Source organism: Marinimicrobium sp. C6131, from assembly GCF_026153455.1.
Classification (GTDB): Bacteria; Pseudomonadota; Gammaproteobacteria; order Pseudomonadales; family Cellvibrionaceae; genus Marinimicrobium.
Genome location: NZ_CP110629.1, coordinates 3,690,435 through 3,715,294 on the forward strand (window position 1 = coordinate 3,690,435; position 24,860 = coordinate 3,715,294).

Sequence of the window (24,860 nt, forward strand, 5' to 3'; positions counted from 1 at the left end):
CGGGGCCGGCTCAGGATGGTGCACTTTCAGCCGGTATGGTCGGGGCGTCAGGGAGAGTGGACCAAAGGAAAGCGAGTTAAAGATGGCGCATAAATCTTCTGCACTGTGGAGTGACTCAAAAAGGGGCATTGCGGAAGGAGACGAGAGGGGATTTCCATTTTTGTAGTTATGTTATACCATAACAAAAGTAAATGAGATTCAGACCCCGGAGGTTGTTGTGCAGAAGAACTGGTTGCAATGGAGTGGTGTTGGGCTGTTGTGGGCCGGATTGGTCTCCCCAAATGTCCTGGCGGAAACCCTGAGCGGGGAAGTGCGAGACGTCGACGGTCAGCCGGTGGCCGGCGCGGTGGTCGAATGGGTGGGCAGTAACCGGAAAACCCTGACCGATGCGGCGGGCCGTTTCTCGCTGGAGGATCTGCGTGGCGATGAAGTTGAGCTGCACATCATGGCGCCCCGGTTTGTGCATCAGCAGTTGCATGTCGACCTTGATGAAGGGCCCGTGACCATTCGTCTGCGGCCCACCCGCATTGAAGTCATCGAAGTCGTGGCCCTGCCCTGGCACGCCTCGACCCTGGAATCAGCGCAGCCGGTGAACGTGATTGCCGGCGACACCCTCGCCCGTCAGCAGTCGTCAACCCTCGGGGAGACTCTGAAAAATGAGGTGGGGGTGCATACCAATTACTATGGTCCCGTGGCGAGCAGCCCGGTCATCCGGGGCCTGGACGGCCCCCGTGTCCTCATCACGCAGAACGGCCTGGATGCCGGTGATGTATCCCGGGTAGGCCCGGATCATCTGGTGACCACGGAGACCTCGACCGCCGAGCAGGTGGAAGTGCTGCGCGGCCCGGCCACCCTGTTTTATGGCAGCGGCGCTATTGGCGGGGTGGTCAATATCGTCGACGGCCGGGTGCCAACGGACAATGAACTGTCCGGCCAGTGGCACTTGAAGCACGACAATGTGGCGGATGAAAACCTGGTCAGCGCCAGCGTCACCGGAGGTGCGGGCTCCTGGGCCACGCATGCCGACGGTTTCTGGCGCGAGTCCAACGACTACCGGATTCCGGTGGCCGCCGAGCGTGAAGAGCACGAGGCTGGCCATGAACACGACCATGCCGACGAGGCGTTTGACGGACGCCTGGATAACTCCGCTTACCGCGCCAAGGGCGCCAATGTCGGGGCCAGTTATTTACTGGATAACGGCTTTGTGGGTGTCTCTGTCGGACGGCTGGAGAGAACCTACGGCATTCCCGGGCACAGCCATGAAAGCCATGACGGTGAGGGCGACGTGGATGTCTACGCCGACCTGGAGCAGGACCGGGTACAACTGATCAGCGAGCTGAGCCTGGACCACCCCTGGTTCAGTGCCCTGAATACGCGCCTCGGCTATACCGACTATACCCACTCGGAGATTGAAGAGGGGGTGCCTCTTACCACCTTCGCCAGCACCAGTCAGGAGTTGCGAGCGGAGCTGTTCCATCACCCGGTGGCCGAGTGGCGCGGTGCCTGGAGTCTGCAATACAAGCATCAGGACTTCTCTGCCGAGGGGGCTGAGGCCTTTACACCCCCGTCGGAAACCGAAAGTCTGGCGCTGGGCTGGATGGAGGAGCGGCACTTTGGTCCGGTGCAGGTTCAGTTGGGCGCGCGCGCTGAACGGGTCGAACTGTCCGCTGATCAGGTGACGCTTCCGATGGAAGATCAGCCGGGATTGCTGGCGGCCTATCAAGTGAAACAGACCTTTGAGCCGTTCAGCCTGTCCGCCGGTGCGGTGTGGGATTTCACCGAGGGTTACAACCTGGGGCTGGCACTGTCCCGCGCACAGCGTGCCCCATCGGCGGCGGAGCTCTATTCCTTTGGCCCTCACATTGGTACCAGCAGTTATGAAGTCGGAGCCCTGTATGAATTGCACGAAGAGGCGGATGGACACTTTCACGCCGAGGTCAGTCCGGCGGCGGTGGAGCTGGAAACTTCCAACAATATTGACCTGACCCTGCGCAAGTTTGAAGGCGATGTGGGCTTCACGTTGAACGCCTTCTACAACCAGATGGACGATTTCTATTACCTGTCGGCCACTGGCCTGGAGGCGGAGGACGACCACGCCGATGAACATGATCACGGTGAGGCAGAGCCTGGAGCGGAAGAGCATGAGGAGGAAGAGGCCTTGCCGGTGTATCACTACACCGCCCGGGATGCACGCCTGTATGGTCTGGAAGGCCAATTGGTGTGGCAACTGGCCAGTCCCTGGCGTCTGACCCTGATGAGTGACTACACCCGAGCGAGTCTCCATGGCGGCGAGCCCATACCGCGTATTCCGCCGCTGCGGGTGGGAGCAACGCTGGAATATCAACTCAATGGATGGCGAACAGAGCTGGGTGCGCAGCACTACTTCGATCAGGACCGCACCGCCAATCTGGAATCTGAAACCGACGGTTACACCCTGGTGGATGCCCAACTGAGTTACGAGTGGGAATGGGCCGCGCAGACCATGACCTTCTATATCCAGGGCAACAACCTCACGGACACCGAAGCGCGTCCGCACACGTCATTTTTGAAAGACAGGGCGCCCTTGCCCGCACGCTCGATAGCGGTGGGTTTGCGCTCGAAATTTTAAGCAACGAACAGGAGTTCCTGGCATGGCTTGGCAACACACTTTTTCATCGGCCTTGGGGCTGAGTGTTTTTCTGGTATTGAGCGGTTGCGGTGGCAGCAGCACCGAGATTGTGGAGCGCGACCCGGTGGAAGATCATTCCGACGATCCTGATCATCAGGATGAGCATGATTCGGCCCATGGTGACGCGCCGGAAACCAAAGGCCGGTTACTGGTCGCCGCCTACGATGAGGCCGAAGTGGTTCTCTACGATCTGGATGACGGTGACGAGTTGGCCCATTACGAAATGAATAACCCCGCCTCGGCGGTATATGCCAGCGCGAACCATCGGTTTGGCGTGGTGTTGCAGCGCGACGCGGATGAAGTGAACGCGGTGGACTCGGGTCTGATTCGCGAGTACCACGACGATCATTGGGACTACACGATCACCTCCCCGAGCTTTGCCGATTTCTCGGCGCCGGGTCCACGTCCGACCCATTTCACCACCGGTGGTGAGCGCTCGGTGATCTTCTACGATGGCAATGCCGATCTCGGTGAGGCGGCTCAGGTCGGCGTCTTCTCCGAAGCCGACCTGGCCGATAACAGCGGTGGCCAGTGGCTGACCCTGGATACCCATCAGCACGGCGCCGCGCGACAGTTCGGTGACTTTCTGTTCGCCACCGTCCGGGACGCCAATGATGAGAGTACGACGTTGCCCGACCAGGTGGCCCGCTATCATTGGCACGACGGCGAATACGAGCTCGAGCAGACTTTTGACACCCTTTGCCCGGGACTTCATGGCAGCGCTCAGTGGCATCATGGCGTCGCGTTTGGCTGCACGGATGGCGTGCTGGTGATCCATGAAGAAAACGGTGAGTTTGTCGGCGAGAAAATCGCTAACCCGGAAGGCTTTGAAGGTCGGATTGGCTCGCTGTACGGAATGTCCGAAGGTGACGTTCTGGTTGGCATCGCCTCGGGCGAACTTCACCTGATCGATCCGGAAGCGGGCACCATGGAGCCTCTGGATTGGCGTGGCGATGTTGAGCGCACGGCAATCAGTTACGGCTTCGATGCCGAAGGCGAACACTTTCTGGTGCTGGATAGCACCGGTGATCTGATCCGCCTCGAAATCGTCGATGGCTGGGCCGCTCGGGAGCCGATTGACGCAGTCACCAGTGACCTGAGCGGTTTGGCAGAAGATCTGCGCCCGGTAATGAGCGTGTCCCATGCCAGTCACCTGGTCTACATTACTGATCCGGTGGCCAACTCGGTAGTGGAAGTGGATCTGGAGTCCGGTGCGGTCGAGACCGTCCTCAATCTGGACGTGACGCCGGCCAAGGTAGCGTGGCTTGGATTTGAAGGGGCTTTCGAGCACGACCACGAGCATTGAGACAGGTTACGGCGGGTGCGCGGTGCTTACCCGCCCTACGCAACCCGCCGTGTTATCCGTAGGGGCTGAGCGCAGCGATTGGACCGCGCATCCGCCGTCACCTCACCCGGTCAAACACCTAAAACGTATAGGTCAACGACACAAACCCTTTCATCAACCGCTCCTCATCCACAATCGGGCTATCGGTCAACTCGTCGTCGAGTTGCTCCACGCCGATATTACCCACCAGTTGCCATCCCTGGGTGATTTCGTAAAAGAACGTCACCCCGGCCTCCGGGTTGACGGCTGAAGCCGGTTGATAGGCGGGCCGCTCGGCGGTGGCCGCCTCTGTCGGCACGCCAAACTCGTAGTCCGCCAAATCGGCGCTCAGCCAATTCAACCCTAAAAACGGTGACAGTCGCCAATTCCCCCACTGAAAACCGCGACTGAGCGACAGTTCCGCCTGCTGCCCGCCGGAGCGGTCGAACAGATCCTGACTGCCGCTGACAGTAAAATCGATGCCGGCGGGAAGCTCCCGGGTCCAGGCCAACCCCAGCATCAGGGTGGTGTCCCTATCGCCCAGTCCGGCGAGGAAGGGGCTGTCCTGCTCTTCGTAGGCGCCCAGGCGTAAATCCCCCTGAAGCGCCAGTCGCCAGTCCGTGCTGCCCGCCAGGGTGTAGCGGATACGCGGGCCCGTCCATTGCAGTTTCTCACCGATGTAGACGATGGCGGGAATCACCGTGCCGGGTTGTTCGGTGCTGCCACGGTAGGGCGAGGTCTGCCCGACTGCGCCGATGCCGACGCCCCACTGGCCCGTATCGCCCAGTATCTGGCTCAGGGAGAGGGTCTGTTGCGTGGGCGCGTCGTCGCTCAGGGTCAGCCGGGCCCGATTGAAGTTGGGCGGCCCCTTGGGGCGATAGTTGTTGGACAGGGCAATGGGCTCCCGGGGAATGCCGATAAAATTGCGATCCAACTCGCCGTTGCCGTTTTCATCCACAAACAGCAGAACGGCGTAGTCGCCTTCCGGGACGGACAGCCGAATCGGTTGTCCGGCGACAAAGCGCTCCCGGTACTGAGCGGTGCGCAGGCTGCCGAAGGTGTCGGCATCCTCAAACAGCAGGACGTAGAGGGGGCCGTCAGCCGGCGGGTTGGTCAGCTCGATATCCAGTTCGGCAGCCGTGCCGGGCAGGGTGATCAGGGCGCTCAACAGCACCAGCCCGCGAAGAGCGGCGGTGCGCATTGCACAGCGACGAGAAGCCATGAAAGTTTCCTTGTTCGGGTGGTTGTCCAGCCAGTACGAAGGGTCGGCAAACCTGGATGCGTATATGCTCCAGTGTTATAACCCTAGAGCCAATAACTATTTTCTCTTAGAACCCGCTTTGGTTATGCTCGCGGGCATTATTACCCTAATCTGGACGAGACTGTATGGAATGGCAAGGCTTGTTGTCCCTTCTGCTGACCCTGGGGGCACTGGGCACTCTTATCTTCACGCGCATTGGCCCGCACTTGGTCATGACTGGCGTGATGGTGATTCTGCTGGTCTCGGGTGTACTGACGCCGTCGGAAGCCTTTTCCGGTTTCAGTAACAGCGGCCTGATCACCGTGGCCGCCATGTTTGTGGTGGCCACCGGTATTCATGCCTCCGGTGGCATCGAGCTGATCGTGCATTATCTGCTCGGTGAGCCGAAGAGCGTGCGGCGCGCCCAGATACGGGTCGCCCTCCCGGTCGCGCTGTTCAGCGGCTTTCTGAACAATACCCCGGTGGTCGCCACCATGATTCCGGCCCTGCGGGCCTGGGCCAAGCGCATTGATGTCCCCGTCTCGAAGCTGATGATTCCCCTGAGTTACTCCGCCATTTTGGGGGGCACCCTGACGCTGGTGGGCACCAGTACCAACCTGGTGGTCAACGGTCAGTACCAGTCCATGACCGGAGAGGCCGGGTTCTCGCTGTTCTCGATTACCGCCGTGGCGTTGCCGGTGGCGATCATCGGCCTGGTTTTCATTATCGTGTTCTTCCCCCGCTGGTTGCCGGATCGGCGGGAAAAGGAAATTTTCGGCAACCTGCGGGAGTTCACCCTGGAGGTGGCCGTGGCCGCCGATGGGCCCCTGGTGGGCAAGACCGTCGTACAGGCGGGCCTGCGTAACCTGAAGCGGATTTACCTGGTGGAGATCGAGCGCGCCGGGGCCATCGTACCGGCGGTAGGCTCGGAAGAGCCTTTGCAGGCGGGCGACCGGTTGATTTTCGCGGGTAATACCGAAGCGATTTCCGATCTGCTGCGGATCAAGGGAATTGTGGCCTCCACCAATGGTGAGCCGACCTTGGGAAGGGAGCACAGCGAACGGCGCCTGGTGGAAGCGGTGATTTCCCCGCACAGTAACTGCATCAACCAGACCATCCGGGACTCCCAGTTCCGGGAGCGTTACGGGGCGGTGGTGCTCGCCGTGGCCCGCAACGGTGAACGAGTGCCGGGCAACCTGGGCACCATCAAGCTCAAGCCCGGTGACACCCTGCTGCTGGAAGCGCGGCCGGCGTTTGTCAGTCGCCAGCAATACAACAAGGATTTCCTGCTGATCAACGACCTGCAGACCGAGGCGCCGCGCCATCAGCGGGCCTACCTTGCCTGGGGTATTCTGCTCGCCGTGGTGCTGGTATCCGCCACGGGTCTGCTGCCGATTCTGCACGCGGGCCTGCTGGGCGCTGCGGCCATGTTGATTACCGGCTGCTGCTCCGCCCCCCAGGCCCAGAAAAGCCTGGACATCACGGTATTGCTGACCATCGCCGCGTCCTTTGCGCTGGGGGTGGCGCTGGACAAAACTGGCGTGGCCCGACTGCTCGGAGAGACGCTGGTCAGCCTCAGCGGTGGCCACCCCTGGCTGATACTGTTGATGGTCTATATCTCGGTGTCCCTGCTGACGGAGAGCATTACCAACAACGCGGCGGCCATCATCATGCTGCCGGTGGTGCTCGAGATCACCGAAAAAGCGAGCCTGAACCCGGAGCCCTATATTTTCGCCCTGATGATCGCCGCCTCCGCCAGCTTTGCCACGCCATTGGGGTACCAGACCAACCTGATGGTCTACGGTCCGGGGGGCTACCGCTTCACCGACTTCCTGAAGGTCGGGGCGCCGATGAATGCCGTGATCGGTATTTCGACCATTGTGGTACTGATTCTGGGTTGGCCGCTGACCGTCTAGCCTGGTGCTTCTGCCGGGTCAGCGCGTAGTCCTGCAAGGAGAAGACTTTACTTTAGGTGGTCTTACCAGTTGACCATCGGACCAATATCGCATTATCCTTCCGAAACGCTGTACCGCTGGAGGCGCACTGCTGGTGTGCCTTTTACCCCAATGATTACCAAATTCGGTAGGTCAGGCTATGAATAGAATCCAAGACTTCTTCACCGGCAACGGCTTACGCTCGGCTCGGTTCGCAGTCGTTGCGTTGGCGGTCGCACTTGCGGCTTGCGGTCAAACATCGTTAGTTGAAGAACCTCAGAAAAGCTACAGTCAACCTGAGCTGGAAGTCCGAACCAGTGAACTGCTAAGAGCGGACGGCTATCAATTCAAAGACCTGAATAAGAATGGGGCGCTGGACACCTATGAAGACTGGCGCCGACCTACCGCTGAGCGGGTCGAGGACCTGGTCGGCAAAATGACGCTGGAGGAGAAGGTTGGCTTTATGCTGATCAGCTCGGTGAGTATGGACGGCGGGAGTGCTTTCGGCTTAAGGGATGGGGGTGGAGAGGTAACGAGTGGTCTGTCCGAGGAGGACATCGTCATGGAGATGAATCTCTTCACTAAGCAGCCTCTACCTGAGCCGATGCTCATGTTTTCCGGTACCACAAAGGGAATAGAGGAGCGCCACCTCCGACACCTGATTTTGCGTACCAATGCCGATCCCCGGTTAATCGCGGAGTGGGCCAACAACGTTCAAGCGGTCGCGGAAGGTACCCGCTTGGGAATTCCCGTGATCGTTTCATCCAACCCGCGTAATCATGTCACTGTAGATAACGCTATGGGGGTTGGTTTGGGCGATACCACCTTCTCCACTTGGCCCGGTGAGCTGGGGCTCGCTGCCATGCGAGACCTTGAGTTGACCCGAGAGTTCGCTGAAATTGCCGGTCATGAGTGGGCGTCGGTCGGGCTGCGCAAAGGCTATATGTACATGGCGGATCTCGCGACGGAGCCGCGCTGGGAACGTGTCGAAGGCACCTTCGGCGAGAACGCCGACTTGGCAGCGGACATGATCCGTGAGGTGACTCTGGGCTTTCAGGGAGAGAGCTTGGGGAAAGGTTCGGTCGCCCTGACCACTAAACACTTTCCCGGTGGCGGCCCTCAGGTTGACGGGCAGGACCCCCACTTCTTCTGGGGCAAGGATCAGCATTATCCTGGCGACATGTTCGATTACCATCTGAAGCCGTTCAAAGCGGCCATTGAAGCTAAAACCGCATCCATCATGCCTTACTACGCTAAGCCGGTAGGCACAGATTTTGAAGAGGTGGCGTTTGCTTACAACAAGCGGGTCTTGACCGGACTGTTAAGGGAGCAAATGGGGTTTGAGGGGATTATCAATTCGGATACCGGACCTATCGAGATGATGCCTTGGGGAGTGGAGTCCCTGTCATTGCCGGAGCGCTACCGCAAGGCATTAGACGCCGGAGTTGACCTCTTCTCCGGAACGGCGGATCCGACCGTTCTTCTAGAAACCGTGAAGAGCGGGCTGGTTTCGGAAGACCGTCTGGATGACTCCGTCCGACGCTTGTTGGCGGAGAAGTTTGCCTTAGGATTGTTTGAGGATCCTTATGTAGATCCCGACTATGCCGAAAGGGTTGTGGGTAGTGAGGCACATCAGGAGCGGGCCGATCTCGCATTGCGTAAATCCGTGGTGCTTCTGCGCAATGACGAATCGCTCCTTCCGCTGAAATCCGGCTCCAAGGTATATGTGGAGCGTTATCGGGACGACTTGAAAGGTGGCAATCCCAGTGAAGTCTTCGCTCCGATATCCCATCCTTGGGACGTTGAGTTTGTGCGCACACGTGAAGAGGCGGATGTCGTGGTGCTTTGGTTGCTCCCCAATAACGGTGGCCTGTTTGGCTCCACGGGTGACTCAATTGACCTCAGGCTTAGCGAGAACGGCGTCGATGTAGAACGCGTGAATCAAGTGCTGCAAGACAAGCCCACGGTGGTAGCGATCAATTTCAGCAATCCCTGGGTGATCAATGAGATTAATCAGGGTTCATTGAACACAGTTGTGGCGACTTTTGGCACATCCATGGAGGCGCTGATGGATGTTGTGGAGGGACGGTTCGCGCCCACCGGGAAGCTGCCCTTTACCATTCCCATCTCACAGCAAGCGGTGGAGACCAATCGGTCAGATGTTCCCGGTTACCTTGAGCCAGAGGGTTATGCTCTGTTTGAGTTTGGTGCAGGTTTGACCTATTGATACACCGGGATAGCAACTCCGTGAAGCGCCATATGCTTTATGCAGGTCTCGCGACAAAGAACCTGGCTGAGGCGGTGGCGCTTCCGGGTATTATAGAAGCGTTGGGCTGTGAGATACCGGGGTGGATATACTCGTTGTTCAACGTTAGGAATTGCCGTGTTGGTTTATCAATTTTTCGGCTTGAATCAATAGATCTTCCAACGGCGCTTCAATGGCTAGCGAGAAAACGTCTTCTTCATCTGCCGGGACCTCCAAGGTTTCCAGTTGGCTATCCAACAGGCTGGGAGGCATAAAATGATCGTTACGTGCGAGCATACGTTGCGCCAAAGTCTCCCGCTCACCGGTCAAGTGAAGGAATATCACGGGTAAACCGCAATGACGCAAAGGCTCACGGTGGAACTTTTTAAGACCGGAGAAAGCAAGAATGGCTGGCTTGTTGTCTTCGGCGTGTTCTTTAAGTTCTTGACAGATAGCCGATATCCAGGGTTTTCGCATGTCATCGGTCAAGGGCTTTCCTGAGGCCATGTGCGCACGAGACTCAGCGCTGTGAAAATCGTCGGCGTCCAGGAAGCGCCAATTCAGGTGGCCCGCCAGCGCCTTTCCAAGAGTTGTCTTGCCAGATCCTGACACGCCCATTACCACGATCAAAACAGGAGTGCGTGACTCCTTCGGGAGGTTTGAAGAGGTTGTCATAGTCAAAAGCCTGTTTGCGTGTAATGCCACCTCTACAGCTCTTCTCATGTAGCCAAGACTCGCTGTAAAGGGATCGGAAGGCTGGCCTGGTAAGCCAGCCTTATCCAAAGTACCTACCAATTATAAAGCGTGCCGTCTTCAAGCCGATTTACCGGCAGGTAGGCGCGTTTGTATGGGTAGCGAGCGGCCAGTTCCTCATCAATGTCCACGCCATGCCCCGGAGCGGAGCCGGCGTGAAGGTAACCATCCTCAAAATGATAATCGTGCGGGAACACTTCGTTCGTTTGTTCTGTGTGCCGCATGTACTCCTGAATGCCAAAATTGGGAACCCAGGTATCAAAATGTAGAGCCGCTCCCATGCAAATGGGGGATAGATCTGTGGGGCCGTGACAACCGGTCCGCACATTGTACAGGTCGGCCAGGTTGGCAATGCGGCGGAAATGGGTGATGCCGCCAGCGTGAACGACGGTGGCCCGGATATAATCAATCAACTGCTCCGAGAACAGCTGTTGACAGTCATAGATAGAGTTGAAGACTTCCCCGACGGCAAGAGGGGTTGTCGTGTGTTGGCGGATCAACCGGAAGTTTTCCTGATTTTCCGCCGGTACGGCGTCTTCAAGCCAGAACAGGCGGTAGGGTTCCAGGTCTTTACCCAAGCGTGCCGCCTCAATGGGCGTCAGGCGGTGATGGGCGTCGTGCAACAAATGATGCTCAAAGCCAAACTTCTCCCGAAGCTTATCAAACAACTTGGGCACATGGTTCAGGTACTTTTCGGTTGACCAAACCTGCTCGTCAGGCAGGCCGACATCGGCAGGCTCATAAAACATCTTGTCCTCGGTCACCCCATAAATGGAAGGAATGCCGGGAACCCCACACTGAGCTCGGATCGCTTTATATCCCATGTCGATGAACTTGGCGACTTCGTCGACGGTTTCCTCAATATCGACGCCGTTGGCGTGTCCGTAAACCATAACGCCGTTGCGCGAACGGCCTCCCAGGAGTTGATAGAGTGGTAGTCCTGCCACTTTACCTTTGATATCCCAAAGGGCGATGTCTATACCCCCGATAGCTGCCATGGTAACGGGACCCCGGCGCCAGTAAGCGCCGCGATACATGTATTGCCAGATGTCCTCAATATCCTGGGGGTCCCGGCCGATGAGGCAGGGAAACAGATGATCCTCAAGGTATGAGGCAACGGCCAACTCCCGACCGTTAAGGGTCGCATCCCCTACACCGTAAACCCCTTCATCCGTTTCGATTTTGACGGTAACGAAGTTACGGCCAGGGCAGGTTACAATAACCTTGCAATTAACAATTTTCATATTGACTCCGAGTGACTAGGTATATCGAGACTGTCGAGCTCCGTGAATGCTCTCTCACGGGTCGTCTATAGACGTCGGCGTACGGGTCGGCGTCGCAGTGGTCTGATTTGTGGCCTTACCACTTGGCCATAATACCAGCAGGGAGGGTGTCGTCAACATGTTTATAGATAATATAAAACTATTTTTTTGTGGGGCGCACCTTTGAGCCATGCGGTTTGAGTTTGGTTTGGGCCTGATCTATTGATGCATCGGCACAGCTACTGGTCACCTATGGGGCGCCAGGAAGGCTGAGCGCCCCTCTCTATCCCTTTTATGTCTTCCATTCCTTCGGTCATTTTTCCTCAAAACCGGTTGACTTTTGGGATTCATTTGATCATCATGGTAAAGTGGTCAGGCCACCAGGCAGCGGGTGGTTTGGCCATCTTCGAAAATAACAGTTTCCGACCTGTAGGGCCGGAATCAACAGGTGAGGTTATAACCATGGGTGAGATACATAAACAGCTACTGCGAGCGGCCTTGTGCTGTTTGTGGGTGGTGGCGGCCTCAGTAGGGGCAGCTGAAGGCGGTGACGAAAACGACTCGGATAATGAGTTTTTCTCGGTTTTTCCTGATGCAGACGTTTACCCGCAACCCGCGCCATTGCTGACCAATATCTACGGTCGCGAGCGTCGCTCCCTCAACGGCATGTGGGACATTAAAGTGGATGAAGCGGGCATCGGCTGGAGAATCGGTGGATACATCAATGACCTGAACCGAGACCAGCTCACCGGCATGGAGCTCAAAGAAACCTCGTTTGATGATCGAAGCCAGCTTAAGGTTCCCGGTGACTGGAACAGCCAGCGTGTCGATCTGGATCGCTACCGCGGAAAAATGTTCTATCACAAAATTGTGCCGATTGATAAGGAAGAAGGAAAAAGGTACTTCGTTCATTTTGGTGGCGCCAACTATGTCACTGACCTGTTCGTCAATGACGAGCTGGTGGGTCGACATGAGGGCGGCTACACCGCATTCAATTTTGATGTGACAGACCACATCAAAGACGGAGAGAATACGATTATCGTTCGCGTCGATGCTTTTCTGGACGACAGTACCATCCCGACGATGCGCACCTCTGATTTCTGGAAATACGGTGGCATTACTCGCGATGTAAACCTGCTGACGCTGCCTGAAAAGCATGTCAGCCAGTATCACGTATACCTGGATGATCGGGAGAGTGGGGAGATCAGGGGCTGGATTCAGTTGTCCGATAACGTTCAACGTGGGGCTGTGACGGTAGAAATCCCCGAAGCGGGTGTCAAACAGACGGTGTCTGTGGGTAAGAACGGACGCGCTGAGTTCAGCACCCAGGCCGATCTTCAACTCTGGAGCCCGGAAAACCCGAAACTATATGAGGTGAAAATCAGCTATGACGGGCGTGAGATCAAGGACCAGATAGGATTTAGAACCATCGAAACCGAGGGTCAGAACATCGTACTTAATGGTAAACCTGTAAAGCTCTATGGCATCAGCATGCATGAAGAAACTCCCCTGCGTGCGGGGATGGCCAACTCACCTGAGGATGCCGAAGTACAGATGAAGCTGATTAAAGAGCTGGGTGGAAACTTCGTGCGTCTCGCTCATTACCCCCACAATGAGCACACTGTCAGAATGGCCGATAAGCTAGGGTTGATGGTTTGGAGTGAAATTCCCATTGTCTCCTTGATTGACTGGGATAACGAACACACGCAACAGGTTGCTCAAGCTCAAATTAGCGACAATGTTACCCGGGATTTGAATCGAGCCTCTATCGTCATGTGGTCTATCGCCAATGAGACCTTTCCTCAGTCCCAGGAGCGTTTGGATTTCCTCAAGGGGCTCGCTGAAACCGCGAGGTCGTTGGATGCCAGTGATCGCCTGATCGCCTCGGCTCTGATCGGTGACTTTTCGAAGGAGTTTGAAGAGGTGGGTAACCATCTTTTGTATTCGCTGATACATGATTCAGAGCTTCCCGAGGCAGAGAAGGATCGTCTGAGAGCAATGTTTGAAAAGACCGCGCCTGACGACTTCGACAAAAATGATGTGGTTACGGTCATGATCAAAGACCAGCTGGGTGAAGTGGTTGATATTGTTGGTTACAACGAGTATTTCGGCTGGTATTACTCCGCCTTTTTTGCCCCCGAGCTCGGGGTAGATGAGGGACTGATTCGAGATACTATGTTCAAGTTGATGCCAAAAATGCGATTCAATAACGTCTTTGGCAAGCCGATGATCATCTCTGAGTTTGGGGCGGGTGCAAAAGCCGGATTCCATTCCGAAGAGGGCGTCATCTGGTCGGAGGAGTATCAGGCCAGAGTGTACCGGGCTCAAGTGGACATGCTGGAACGAAGTGAAGCGGTTAAAGGCATGTCCCCGTGGATTCTGACGGATTTTCGTTCCCACCTTCGTGAGCTGAATGGAATCCATGAGACTTACAATCGCAAAGGTCTGATTTCTGAAACCGGTGAAAAGAAAATGGCGTTTGATGTGCTTAAAAACTTCTATCACGAGCAGCGTGATTTGTAGGTAACAGTTGATCTCCCTTGACGGGCGTACTCATATCTTCTGGTGCGCCCTTTTTTGGCCTATTTTTGAAAGTGTATCAACGTACATTTCCAAAAGCTGGCCCGGCTGATATTCGGTAATACCTGTTGAAGTGGTTATTTTTATGAAAATTGTAAACTGTAAAGTGATTGTGACCTGTCCGGGTCGAAACTTCGTGACCGTAAAGATCGAGACTGATGAGGGTGTATACGGGATTGGCGATGCGACACTTAACGGACGTGAACTGTCGGTCGTTTCTTATCTGGAGGATCATCTGTTTCCCTGTCTGATAGGGCGAGATCCTCAACAGATTGAAGATATCTGGCAGTACCTGTATCGAGGTGCATATTGGCGTCGTGGACCGGTTACCATGACCGCTATTGCGGGTATAGATACGGCTCTGTGGGATATTAAAGGAAAAATTGCCGGACTTCCGCTTTATGAGTTGCTTGGCGGACGGTCACGAGATGGCGTGATGGTTTATGGACATGCGAATGGCGTGGATATTGAGGAGACGGTGGATGAGGTGGCCAAGTATATTGATCTTGGTTACAAAGCCATTCGTGCCCAGTCCGGCATTCCCGGGATTCCCTCCACCTATGGGGTCGCCAAAGAGAAAATGTACTATGAGCCGGCGGACTCGGATTTACCCTCTGAAAACGTCTGGTCCACTGAGAAATATATGAACCATGTCCCTAAGCTTTTCGATAAGCTCAGGGAGAAATTCGGCTTCGAGCACCACTTGCTTCACGATGCCCATCACCGGCTGACACCGATTCAGGCCGCTCGCGTGGGCAAGGATCTTGAGCCCTATCGCCTGTTCTGGTTGGAGGACTCTGTTCCCGCGGAAAACCAGGAGAGTTTCCGCCTGATCCGTCAGCACACGACAACCCCCTTGGCCGTGGGGGAAATCTTCAACTCCATCTTTGACTGTCAACAACTGATCACCGAGCAACTGATTGACTATATTCGCACCACGGTGGTGCATGCCGGTGGTATCACCCACCTTCGGCGAATTGCGAATCTGGCGGACCTGTATCAGGTCCGTACGGGCAGTCATGGCGCGACAGACCTTTCTCCCGTCTGTATGGGTGCCGCGCTGCACTTTGATACCTGGGTACCAAACTTTGGCATCCAGGAGTATATGCGCCACACCGAGCAGACTGACGAGGTGTTTCCCCACGACTACCACTTCGATAAAGGCTATCTGTACGCAGGAAGCGCCCCGGGCCATGGTGTAGATATTGATGAAAAGCTGGCCGCAAAATATCCGTACAGTCCGGCGTACTTGCCGGTCAATCGTCTGGAAGACGGCACCATGTATAACTGGTAATGGGGTTGAAGGTATCCAGGGATGGATTGACTCGAGAGCAGACTGATGCGATTATTGTTGGCCTGACCACCAGATATGTTAACCAACACAATAGAGCAGCGCCAATGGAAATACAGGCAGTCAAAGTCCGTCGACTTTACCTCGAGGTCGCCGGTCAAATCGAGTCGCAGATCAAAGCCGGAAAAATCAAACCGGGCGGACGACTTCCCTCCGAGCGGGACCTGGCGGTTAAATTTGATGTCAGTCGGCCCACTATTCGTGAGGCCATGATTGCCCTGGAAATTGCCGGACTGGTGGAGATCCGAACCGGGCGTGGGATCTACGTGGTCAAGCAGCGCTCGCCGCAAGAGCTGGAGGTTAGGGATGAGGGGCCGGGACCGTTTGAGATCCTTGAGGCCCGCCGCTGCCTGGAAACCGAAACGGTGGCGCTGGCGGCGGCACGGATTACCCAGCAGCAATTAATGGATCTCGAGCTTGCCTTGCGGGAAATGGAAGACGAGGGGGCTGAAGGGAGTGTGACGGAGCGCGCCGATGAGCGTTTTCACTGCATTATCGCGGAAGCCTCCCAAAACAGTGCGCTGGCGGCCACCGTAAGGTGGTTGTGGCAGCTCAGGAATGAGTCCGAGATTAGCACTCTGTTTCACAAGAGGGTGCGAGAAGAGGGTGTGCACCCTTCTGTGAACGAGCATCGCCGAATCTTTAATGCGCTGAAAAACCGGGATCCAATTGCCGCAAAGAATGCGATGAGAGCCCATATTTCAAGGGCGTTGGAGCGGGACTGGGCGCTTTTGGATGACGGTGCTGGCAACATTGATTCTGTAGACGAAGACGACTGATCCCATAGGCCATTAATAAAGGTGTACTCCTCAACCTGGCGGTGCACCTGTGGCTCCTTCCCGTCCCCCCCCCCCTCTTCGGTCTATCTATACCCTGTAATTTGCACTACCGCTCATTTTTTGTTCAAAAAAAGTACAAGCAATTGCTTGACTCCTAAGGTTTACGGGGTTAAGGTGGCCTTACCACTTGGCCATATGGCCTTGGCGAGCATGCGCAAACACGCAGTCAGCATGAGGATCGGTAATCTGTCCTCGTCGCTCGACCACAAAAGGGGTAGGAGAGACTTCAATCAGCCAAGAGGCGTCTTTGGGGCGCCGTTAGGATGTTGCAGCGGGTAGTTTGTGGCGCTTTGGATAAAGCGGATGTCCACAAGAGCTGTAGCGGCGTTGGCATCAGCGAGGTTCCCACTGACGCTCTAATATTAAATAAATGAGGCGTTAGTTATGAGCGTAAACATCCTGTCAAAGAAGCGACTCAGCATCGTAGTTGGCCTGTTGAGTGCAGGTATTGGCTTTCCGGGCGCAGTCCAGGCCCAACCGCAGCTTGAAGAGGTGCTTGTCACCGCCCAGAAGCGGGAGGAGAGCGCCCAGGACATTCCTGTAGCGGTGTCGGCCATCGATAGCGAAAGCCTGGAGAATATGGGCGTGAACGATTTCAATGACCTGACCAAGGTGTCGCCGTCATTGACCATTACCCAGGGTGATCAAGCCAATAACAGTCCGATTGCACTGCGGGGTATTGGTACTTTTGCGTTCGGCATGAGTATTGAGCCTAGCGTTGCGGTGATTATCGACGATGTGCCCGTCGCCGCGAGCGCTCAGGCCTTTTCGAATCTGGTGGATGTTGAGCGAATAGAAGTGTTGCGTGGGCCGCAGAGCACTTTGTTCGGGAAGAGCGCGTCCGCTGGTGTGATCAATATCACCACCAAGGGCCCGTCCGAGTACCCCGAAGCCACGATCGAGTTGAGTGCGACCGATGATGAAGAGGTTCGCGTGCTGGGCTCGGCGTCAGGCATGTTGACCGATACCCTGGGTGTCCGGGTCAGTGGTTATCATTCAGATTACGAAGGTCATGTTGAAAACCTGCATACCGGCAACACCATTAACGGCAAGGAAAGTAAAGGCCTCCGTTCAAAATTCCGTTGGGATGCGAGCGCGGATCTGACACTGACGCTAATTGCGGATATCAATGAGTCGGAAGATAACTGCTGTGCGTCGCCCTTCAACTATGCATCTCCCGAAGCTCGCAATATCAACGGCGACCCTCCAGCGGTATGGCTGGAAGGTATTACACCTTCTAGAGAGAACGACCAGGTTCGAATAGATGCCGAGCCGCGAAATACTTCCGATGACTGGTCAACCACACTGAAGGCTGAGTACGACATGGGTGAACACACCCTGGCGTCCATCACCGGGCTTCGGAAATGGGAATATACGTTTTTCCAGGATATTGATGCGACCCAGACCTTTGAGTTGAATCAATCATCTGGTTATGAAACAGATCTTCTGACGCAAGAATTTCGATTGACATCGCCTGCATACGATAAGTTCGACTACGTGGCGGGCCTGTACTTTGAGAAAAAGGATAATTCCCGCTGGTTCCAGCGAGGCCCCGTGTTTGTCGCTGACTGGAGCGCCGAGGCGGACAATGAGATTGCTGCCGTGTTTGCTCAGGGTAAGTATTCGATCAACAACAGTCTGACCATGATTGGTGGACTGCGCTACCATGAAGAAGATATTGGTGTGAGTTTCCTGCGGCCGGGAGATGATCCTCTTACTGGCACATCTTCAGATGATGTGGTTTTGGGGAAATTGTCCCTCCAATATTTCACTGCGGGTGATCTGATGTTCTTTGCTAGCTACAGTCAGGGTCATAAAGGTGAGGGTTATGACATTACCAGCTCCTTCTCTGAGAGCTCTGCTGAATCTCCGGTAGGTGCAGAGACCTCTGACTCTTTCGAGCTTGGTATGAAAGGTACCTTCTTGAACCGTCGGCTTCAGCTGAACACCACTTTGTTCTCAACCTCCTATGAGGGTTTTCAGGCGCAAAGCACCGTGACTAATGCGGAGACCCAAACGCTTGAATTCAAGCTGAATAACGTGGGCGATCTGCAAACATCCGGTGTTGAAGTTGATGCAGTCGCACTTTTGACTGAAAATCTTCAGGTCGATATGGGATTGGCCTTGATCGACGCAGAAATCGACGAGTTTACCGGAGCTGATTGCTATGGCCTTCAGACGGAAGCTCAGGGCTGCGTGGATGGAAAGCAGGATTTGAGCGGCACTAAGCTGAATAACTCGCCGGATCTCAAAGTGACCCTGGGGGCAAACTATGATTGGCGCTTCGATGACATGCCTTTTGATGGCTTCATCAACGGTTCTTATCAGTGGCAGGATGAAGTTAGATTCAGTCTGCTGAATGACCCGACGACCTACCAGGATGCTTACGGCATATTCAATCTGAATGTCGGTATTCGCGATAAGGACGATGCCTATAAACTGACCCTGTTTGTCAACAATGTGACCGATGAGTCCTATGTGAGCGGGGCCGGACAGTCGCAAGGGCTATTTGGCGGGGAAAGCGTGCTGACCCACCAGGTGCCCCGTGCCGCACAGCGTTATGCGGGGGTGAAGCTCAAGCTCAATTTCTAGGAATCTGGCGGCTACCCGTGTTCTCTCTCTCACTTGGGGTAGCTGCCCAGTGTGGAAGCCAGTCGGATTAACAGGGATGTGCACACTTTATCCGGGGCTTGTCATTCAAGCCTCGGCTTTTTGCTTTGCGCTTCAGCGCCGCAGTAGTGCTTTGTGGGGAAACGTAAAGTTACTATATTGTGTATTGCAAGCAGTCAGGTAAAGCGATAAGGTGGCCTTACCGCTTTGCGGTGACCGAATTCGCTCGTTGGATATGTAAAGTTCTCCTAAATATGGACGGCTTAGTCATGAAAAAATTAATAATTATCTTTCTCGCAACAATCTCAATTGCTGGCTGTTCGACGCAAAAGAAAGCCGAGCCCGGTTCAACTAACCTTATCGATGACTCCCTGAGTCATTTTGAGAATATTTATAATTATGGTGAGGCTAGAGTCGAAAACGGTGAGTTGATACTTCGCTCAACCGGTAATTGGTTCTTGACGACCAAAAAACGCTACCAAGATTTTATTCTGACGGCGGAAGTGATCATGCCCGACGTCAACGAATACAGCAACTCGGGCATAATGTTCAGAGGCCAGGTTAAAACGACCGGAGATGATCGAGAGGCTATGGGCTATCAGGCCGAAATTGATCCGAGTGATCGTAAGTGGAGCGGCGGGCTTTATGATCAGGCTCGTCGTCAATGGCTGCACCCGGTGCACCCAACGCGCTCTGAACCTGATGAAGATTTTAAAGAAAACTATCTGTCTGGCTGGACCGATGAAATGGCCAACGCCTATCGCCATCTCGAGTGGAACAAGTACCGAATCGAGTGCCGAGGAAGTGATATTAAGATATATGTCAATGGCGTTCTGACCACCCATGTTCGAGACACCAAGGACAGTGAAGGTTTTATCGGCTTGCAACATCATGGCAGTCAATTATTGAAAGAGACCGGCCGTACCAACAATATTGTACGTTTTCGAAATGTCACTATTACTGAGTTGGAGTAGGTTGTGCGGACAGATAAAAATTTCAAGAAGAATAGTGTAGCCGTATTGGCTCATACCCTGGTTGGCCTCTCGATTGTAGGTTGTTCGTATGCGGTGTTAGAGGACGATTCTCAGTCTGGCTCCGGGACATCGGAAACCGAGGCGACGACAACAAACCTGGGTGATCGCGAAGGTCACGACATGACGCCGCCCATTGCCGCCGAGGATATTCCGCCCGCACCGGTTCTGACGGTTCCCGAGGCCTTGGCGTCCATGCAGATACAGTCGGGTTTTGAGTTGGAGAACGTCGCGGCCGAGCCCTATGTCTTCAATCCAGTGGCCTTGAGCTTTGACGGTGACGGGCGTATGTGGGTTGCGGAAATGACCACGTTCATGCCGGATCTGGATGGCAATAATGAAGAAATTCCCGTTGGAAGCATTGCCATTCTGGATGATACCGATGGCGACGGGAAGGTGGATAAGCGAACGGTATTTCTTGACGATATTATCCTGCCCCGCACCATAGCGCTGGTAAAAGGTGGCATTCTGTACTCCGACCAGACCCAACTGTACTTCGCCGAAGTCAAGGCGGGGGATGAGCTGGGTGTTCGCGAAGTGGTTGATCCGGATTACGCACGGGGCGGCAGTGTAGAGCATAAGCCCAATGGAATGCTCTACGCTCTGGACAACTGGTACTACAACGCGAAAAGTGATCGTCGCTACAAAGTCCTTCCTTTGGATGAAAAGCTACCTGAAGGATCCGAAGAGGTCTATCGTAATCAATACTGGAAGATGGCGCTCTCCAAAACGGAATCCCGTGGACAGTGGGGCATCAGCATGGACGATTATGGTCGACTTTTCCATAACTGGAATAGCGTACCTGTACAGGGGGAATTTTTACGTCCTAATTCGCTAAACCGTAACCCCGGCCTGGTTCAGGAGATAAAAGCCCATAGCATCGGCGACAAGCGGGTATACCCCGTGCGAATCAATCCCGGTGTGAATCGAGCCTATTTGCCGGAGACACTGGTTTCCGAAGGGCCCGACAAGGGCAAACTGGTCAACTTTACCGCCTCTAGCGGCAGTGTGGTTTATCGGGGCAATCAGTTTCCTGATGAGTATTACGGTGTGACTTTCGTTCCTGAGCCGGCAGCCAACCTGATTTCCGCCAGGCGTATCGTTGAGGGGCAGGGCGAGCTGAGCGGTGAGGAGCTCTATCCGCAAAGTGAGATGCTGGCATCTACTGACGAGCGTTTTCGGCCGGTCAATCTTTATACAGCACCTGACGGAACCTTATACATAGTCGATATGTACCATGGCGTAATTCAGCATAAGGAGTTTCTGACTACCTATTTGCGGGAACAGTCTGAAGCTCGTGACCTGGACGAAAATAACAACAATATGGGCAGGATATACCGGTTGCGTTGGGCTGAGAATGAGTTGCCGGAAAAGCCTCAGTTGCTCAATAAAACCAGTTCGCAGCTGGTGCCATACTTGGCTCATGCGAATGGTTGGCACCGGGATACCGCCAGACGCCTGATTGTCCAACGCAATGACAGAAGTGTCGCGGAAGAAATTACTCGGCTTGTGGTAACAAGCAACGACCATCGAGCTCAGATCAATGCGCTGTGGACCTTGGAAGGGCTGAAAGCTGTCAACCGGGAAAGCATCCGAGCCGGTTTGAATTCGCCGCACGCTAAAGTAAACGTTTCAGCGATTGAGTTGCTGACACGCCTTTCTGAGAATGAACAGCAGGAATTTGCGACGGATCTTGTCAGATTGTCGACCAGCGACTATGAGATTGCGCTGCAATTGGCATTGAGTGCCGGAGAGCTGAAAATTGACAGCACGATGGAGCTGTTGACGTCGGTGTTGAATGAGTATGGCGATCGGCCACTGATCAACGAGGCAGTGGTCAGCGGAATTGCGGGTCGAGAGCAAGAGTTGGAGTCCTACCTAGGTGATGACATTAATGAGAAGCTAAGTAGTCTCCTGAATCTGGTGGGAAACCAACAGATTGTTGAAAGTAACGTAGATTATCTCGTGACCAGGGAACAGATCCAGTATATGAGGGGCCAGGAGATGTATGAAGGCCGTGCTGCCTGTGCGGGTTGCCATGGCCAGCATGGGAAAGGTCAGGAGGGTATGGCGCCGCCGCTGGCCAATAGTGATTGGGTCACCGGTGAATCGGAAGTACTGATTAGAGTTCTTCTGCACGGCTTGCGTGGTCCGATCAAGGTCAATGATGTTGAATATGAATTTCCTCTCGTTATGCCCGGGCTGGCCGATAATGACAGCTTTAGTGATCAGGATCATGCTGATATCGCCACGTACATCCGAAATAATTGGGGTAATGCGGCAGGTGCTGTCAGTGCCGATGAGGTCAGAGAGATTCGAGAGCAAAGCGCAACACAGAATCAACCGTATACAGCCAGTGATTTAGGTCGATAGTCATGGAAAAACCTAACCAGGGGCCTTCTGACGGCTCAGTAGAGAATAACTTGCCTGCGGTTCGTGTCGGCATTGTGGGCCTGGGAAATATTGCCCGGCAACACATTCAGAATATCGTCGATGGAGCGGTTCAGGGTTGTGAAATTGGAGCCATTTGTTCGCGCAGTGGCTCCGAACTATCGGATGAGCTTGGGGTACAGCACTTCTCTGATTACCGCGCGTTGTGCGATTCGGGGCTGGTGGATGCGTTGATCATTGCCTCGCCCACCATGCAGCACTTCTCCATGGCCAAGTACGCCCTGGAGCGGAAGCTTCATGTGATGCTGGAGAAGCCGATCGGTCTGTCTTCGTTTGAAGGTGAAACGCTTCTTCAGTACGCCGACGAGAATACCGTGTTTGCGTTGATGCTGAATCAGCGGACCGATCCCACCTTCAGCAAAATGAAGGAAATTGTGGAGAGTGGCGTTTTGGGGCCGATCCAAAGAACCCATTGGACCATGACCAACTGGTTCAGGCCTGAGATCTATTTTGAGGTCAGTGACTGGCGCGCTACCTGGAGGGGAGAGGGCGGTGGTGTACTGCTCAACCAGTGCATTCACAATCTGGATGTATTTCAGTGGATCTGTGGTCTTCCCAACGAGATTCACGGGTTCTGTGAGTTCGGAAAGTATCATCAGATCGAAGTTGAAGATGAAGTGACGGCGTATCTGCGCTACCCCAATGGCGCCACGGGATTGTTTGTCGGCTCTACCGGTGAGGCTCCGGGCGTCAATCGTTTCGATGTGATCGGCGACAGGGGCAGCTTACACTTTGATTCGGGTCAGCTTACCTTGGTCCGAAACCAGCAGAGTACATCGGAGTTCAATCGACAGACCGACGATATGTTCGGTATGCCTGAGAGCCACTCCGAGATTGTCAGTACGGGTGGCAAAGTGAATCAGCACGCCCTGATCATGACCAACTTTGTGGATGCCATCCGAAAGGGCGAGACACTTCTAACTCCTGCGGAGCAGGGCCTGGCGTCCTTGGATATAGCCAACGCCATGTTGTTATCGACATGGCTTAAGAGACCGGTAAAGCTACCGCTTGATCGACAGACTTATCAAGCGGCGCTGGAGGACAGGATTGCTTCGTCATCGCTTCGTAAAAAGTCGAATAGAAAGGCCAAGGTCGATATGTCAGCCTCGTATCGCTGAGCGAACATCGATTGCCTTTTATCCTACAGACTATTCAATGAAATCCAGGATCCAGTATGAGTGACTCCGCTAATAATGAGCTGGCAACCTTAAGCCGCATTTCCGCTAAGCCCTGGTACGCCCGGGTTCCAACCTATCTGATACTGAGCGGTCCCGGATGGTTGCAGGGCGCCATGACTCTTGGCGGCGGGAGTGCCGTTACTTCCCTGACCATTGGTGCTTTGTTTGGGTACGAGTTTCTATGGGTGCAGCCGGTATCAATGATCATTGGCTGCGTGATGTTATTTGCGCTATCGCATCAAACCCTGCATACCCAGATCAAACCTTTTGAAGCAATGAAAAAGTATGTCAACGCCCCGTTGGCATGGCTTTGGGCGATCGCAGCATTTGCTTCCAGTATTATCTGGGGGTTCGCTCACTATCCGCTCAGTGCCGGAATGATTGAAGAAATTGTCGTGGTATCCACAGGGTGGTCCGTGGATGAGGGGAACACGGTTGGACGTGATATGTATCTGTTGGCTCTGGCGATTCTGGTCTGGGCGGGCTGCGCATACACCGCATGGAAATATGGTGAACAGGCCGGCGAGTCAGGCGGAAATAGGTCGGGTAAGGCCAATGCGATCAAGATATTCGAGACCGGTATTAAACTACTGAGTGGGTCGGTAATTTTTGCCTTTGCTTGGGTGGTTATCAGTGCGAGCTTGAATGGGAAGGTCGATTGGGGAGCTGTGATGGCTGGTTATATTCCCACTTCACTGCCTCAGGATGCAGAGGGCGTCACTATAATGATGGCGGCGCTGGGAAGCGCGGTGGGTATTAATATGACCTTTATCTATGGCTATACGCTTTTGTATAAAAAGTGGACGCCAGCGCACGTCGAGCTCTCACGGTACGATATCGGCTTTGGTTTGGTGTTGCCTTACGTTCTGGTCACCAGCTTGATCTCGATTGCGGCGGCAGGGGCTTTTTTCAATTCTGATATGGATATTCAAGGCAAACTGAGCCCTGCGGTTGCGGGCAAGATGTTTATGTCCGCAGGGTTGGATGAAGTGACCAGTCGCCTGATCTTTGCTTTTGGGATATTGGGCATGGCGGTCGGTTCCCTGGTTATGCACATGCTGTGTTGCGGCTCTGCCGCGGCAGCCATGTTCAATTGGCCGGAGGGGAGCTTGAAGTACAAGTTGGCTTTGCTATCACCGACCCCGGCGGTATTGGGTGTATTTGTCTGGTCAACCATGGGCCCCTACGTGGTTTTGCCCACGTCGGCAATATGTGGGTTGTTGCTACCCATTGCGTATATCGGCTGGGCAATTTTGCACAATAGACCCAGTTACCTGGGTGACGCCATGCCAACCGGATTAAACAGAGTGTTTTTTAATCTGGCAATGGTGTTATGTATTGTGACTGTAATGGCCAGTGTGGCTTATTCAACCTGGGTACAACTGGTGTAGAAC

At 54.6% G+C, this 24,860-nt stretch carries 15 protein-coding genes; 12 read left to right on the forward strand and 3 right to left on the reverse strand.

Annotated elements, in window-relative coordinates; all coding sequences use genetic code 11:
• Positions 1 to 217: 217 nt before the first annotated feature.
• Both OOT55_RS15795 and OOT55_RS15800 read left to right on the forward strand, forming a co-directional pair.
• The gene (locus tag OOT55_RS15795; RefSeq protein ID WP_265366801.1) at positions 218 to 2,608 is read left to right on the forward strand and encodes a TonB-dependent receptor; all 2,391 of its coding nucleotides are present in this window, start codon (positions 218 to 220) and stop codon (positions 2,606 to 2,608) included.
• 22 nt (positions 2,609 to 2,630) lie between these two features.
• Positions 2,631 to 3,974 carry a hypothetical protein gene (locus OOT55_RS15800; protein WP_265366802.1) on the forward strand — a complete coding sequence of 448 codons (1,344 nt, stop codon included), beginning with the start codon at positions 2,631 to 2,633 and terminating at the stop codon, positions 3,972 to 3,974.
• A 118-nt stretch (positions 3,975 to 4,092) separates the two neighbouring features.
• Here OOT55_RS15800 and OOT55_RS15805 read toward each other — a convergent pair whose 3' ends face one another.
• Positions 4,093 to 5,214 (reverse strand): MipA/OmpV family protein, encoded by a 1,122-nt coding sequence (locus OOT55_RS15805; protein ID WP_265366803.1) that lies wholly within the window; start codon positions 5,212 to 5,214, stop codon positions 4,093 to 4,095.
• A 164-nt stretch (positions 5,215 to 5,378) separates the two neighbouring features.
• Here OOT55_RS15805 and OOT55_RS15810 point away from each other — a divergent pair, with 164 nt between their 5' ends.
• Both OOT55_RS15810 and OOT55_RS15815 read left to right on the forward strand, forming a co-directional pair.
• Positions 5,379 to 7,148 carry an SLC13 family permease gene (locus OOT55_RS15810; protein ID WP_265366804.1) on the forward strand — a complete coding sequence of 590 codons (1,770 nt, stop codon included), beginning with the start codon at positions 5,379 to 5,381 and terminating at the stop codon, positions 7,146 to 7,148.
• 178 nt (positions 7,149 to 7,326) lie between these two features.
• Positions 7,327 to 9,393 (forward strand): glycoside hydrolase family 3 protein, encoded by a 2,067-nt coding sequence (locus OOT55_RS15815; RefSeq protein ID WP_265366805.1) that lies wholly within the window; start codon positions 7,327 to 7,329, stop codon positions 9,391 to 9,393.
• A gap of 144 nt (positions 9,394 to 9,537) precedes the next feature.
• Here the strand turns inward: OOT55_RS15815 and OOT55_RS15820 are convergent, their stop codons facing one another.
• Together OOT55_RS15820 and manD (OOT55_RS15825) are read right to left on the reverse strand one after the other, a co-directional pair.
• Complete coding sequence (locus tag OOT55_RS15820) at positions 9,538 to 10,086, reverse strand: gluconokinase (RefSeq protein WP_265366806.1); 549 nt, start codon at positions 10,084 to 10,086, stop codon at positions 9,538 to 9,540.
• 113 nt (positions 10,087 to 10,199) lie between these two features.
• The gene (gene manD / locus OOT55_RS15825; RefSeq protein ID WP_265366807.1) at positions 10,200 to 11,408 is read right to left on the reverse strand and encodes a D-mannonate dehydratase ManD; all 1,209 of its coding nucleotides are present in this window, start codon (positions 11,406 to 11,408) and stop codon (positions 10,200 to 10,202) included.
• Positions 11,409 to 11,720: 312 nt separating this feature from the next.
• On the opposite strand from manD (OOT55_RS15825), the gene OOT55_RS15830 reads away from it, so the two are divergent.
• The 8 genes from OOT55_RS15830 to OOT55_RS15865 all read left to right on the forward strand — a co-directional run bounded on the left by OOT55_RS15830 (position 11,721) and on the right by OOT55_RS15865 (position 24,857).
• Complete coding sequence (locus OOT55_RS15830) at positions 11,721 to 13,949, forward strand: glycoside hydrolase family 2 protein (protein WP_265366808.1); 2,229 nt, start codon at positions 11,721 to 11,723, stop codon at positions 13,947 to 13,949.
• A gap of 142 nt (positions 13,950 to 14,091) precedes the next feature.
• Positions 14,092 to 15,300, forward strand: a complete 1,209-nt coding sequence (gene manD, locus OOT55_RS15835; RefSeq protein WP_265366809.1) for a D-mannonate dehydratase ManD — start codon at positions 14,092 to 14,094, stop codon at positions 15,298 to 15,300.
• A 104-nt stretch (positions 15,301 to 15,404) separates the two neighbouring features.
• Positions 15,405 to 16,136 carry a FadR/GntR family transcriptional regulator gene (locus OOT55_RS15840; protein ID WP_265366810.1) on the forward strand — a complete coding sequence of 244 codons (732 nt, stop codon included), beginning with the start codon at positions 15,405 to 15,407 and terminating at the stop codon, positions 16,134 to 16,136.
• 444 nt (positions 16,137 to 16,580) lie between these two features.
• The gene (locus tag OOT55_RS15845; RefSeq protein ID WP_265366811.1) at positions 16,581 to 18,788 is read left to right on the forward strand and encodes a TonB-dependent receptor; all 2,208 of its coding nucleotides are present in this window, start codon (positions 16,581 to 16,583) and stop codon (positions 18,786 to 18,788) included.
• A 287-nt stretch (positions 18,789 to 19,075) separates the two neighbouring features.
• Entirely contained in the window at positions 19,076 to 19,780 is a 705-nt protein-coding gene (locus OOT55_RS15850) for a 3-keto-disaccharide hydrolase (protein WP_265366812.1), read from the forward strand.
• A 3-nt stretch (positions 19,781 to 19,783) separates the two neighbouring features.
• The gene (locus OOT55_RS15855) at positions 19,784 to 22,210 is read left to right on the forward strand and encodes a PVC-type heme-binding CxxCH protein (RefSeq protein ID WP_265366813.1); all 2,427 of its coding nucleotides are present in this window, start codon (positions 19,784 to 19,786) and stop codon (positions 22,208 to 22,210) included.
• A gap of 2 nt (positions 22,211 to 22,212) precedes the next feature.
• Positions 22,213 to 23,406, forward strand: a complete 1,194-nt coding sequence (locus tag OOT55_RS15860) for a Gfo/Idh/MocA family protein (RefSeq protein ID WP_265366814.1) — start codon at positions 22,213 to 22,215, stop codon at positions 23,404 to 23,406.
• A 56-nt stretch (positions 23,407 to 23,462) separates the two neighbouring features.
• Positions 23,463 to 24,857, forward strand: coding sequence for a divalent metal cation transporter (locus OOT55_RS15865; RefSeq protein ID WP_265366815.1), 1,395 nt, complete (start codon positions 23,463 to 23,465; stop codon positions 24,855 to 24,857).
• Positions 24,858 to 24,860 lie beyond the last annotated feature (3 nt).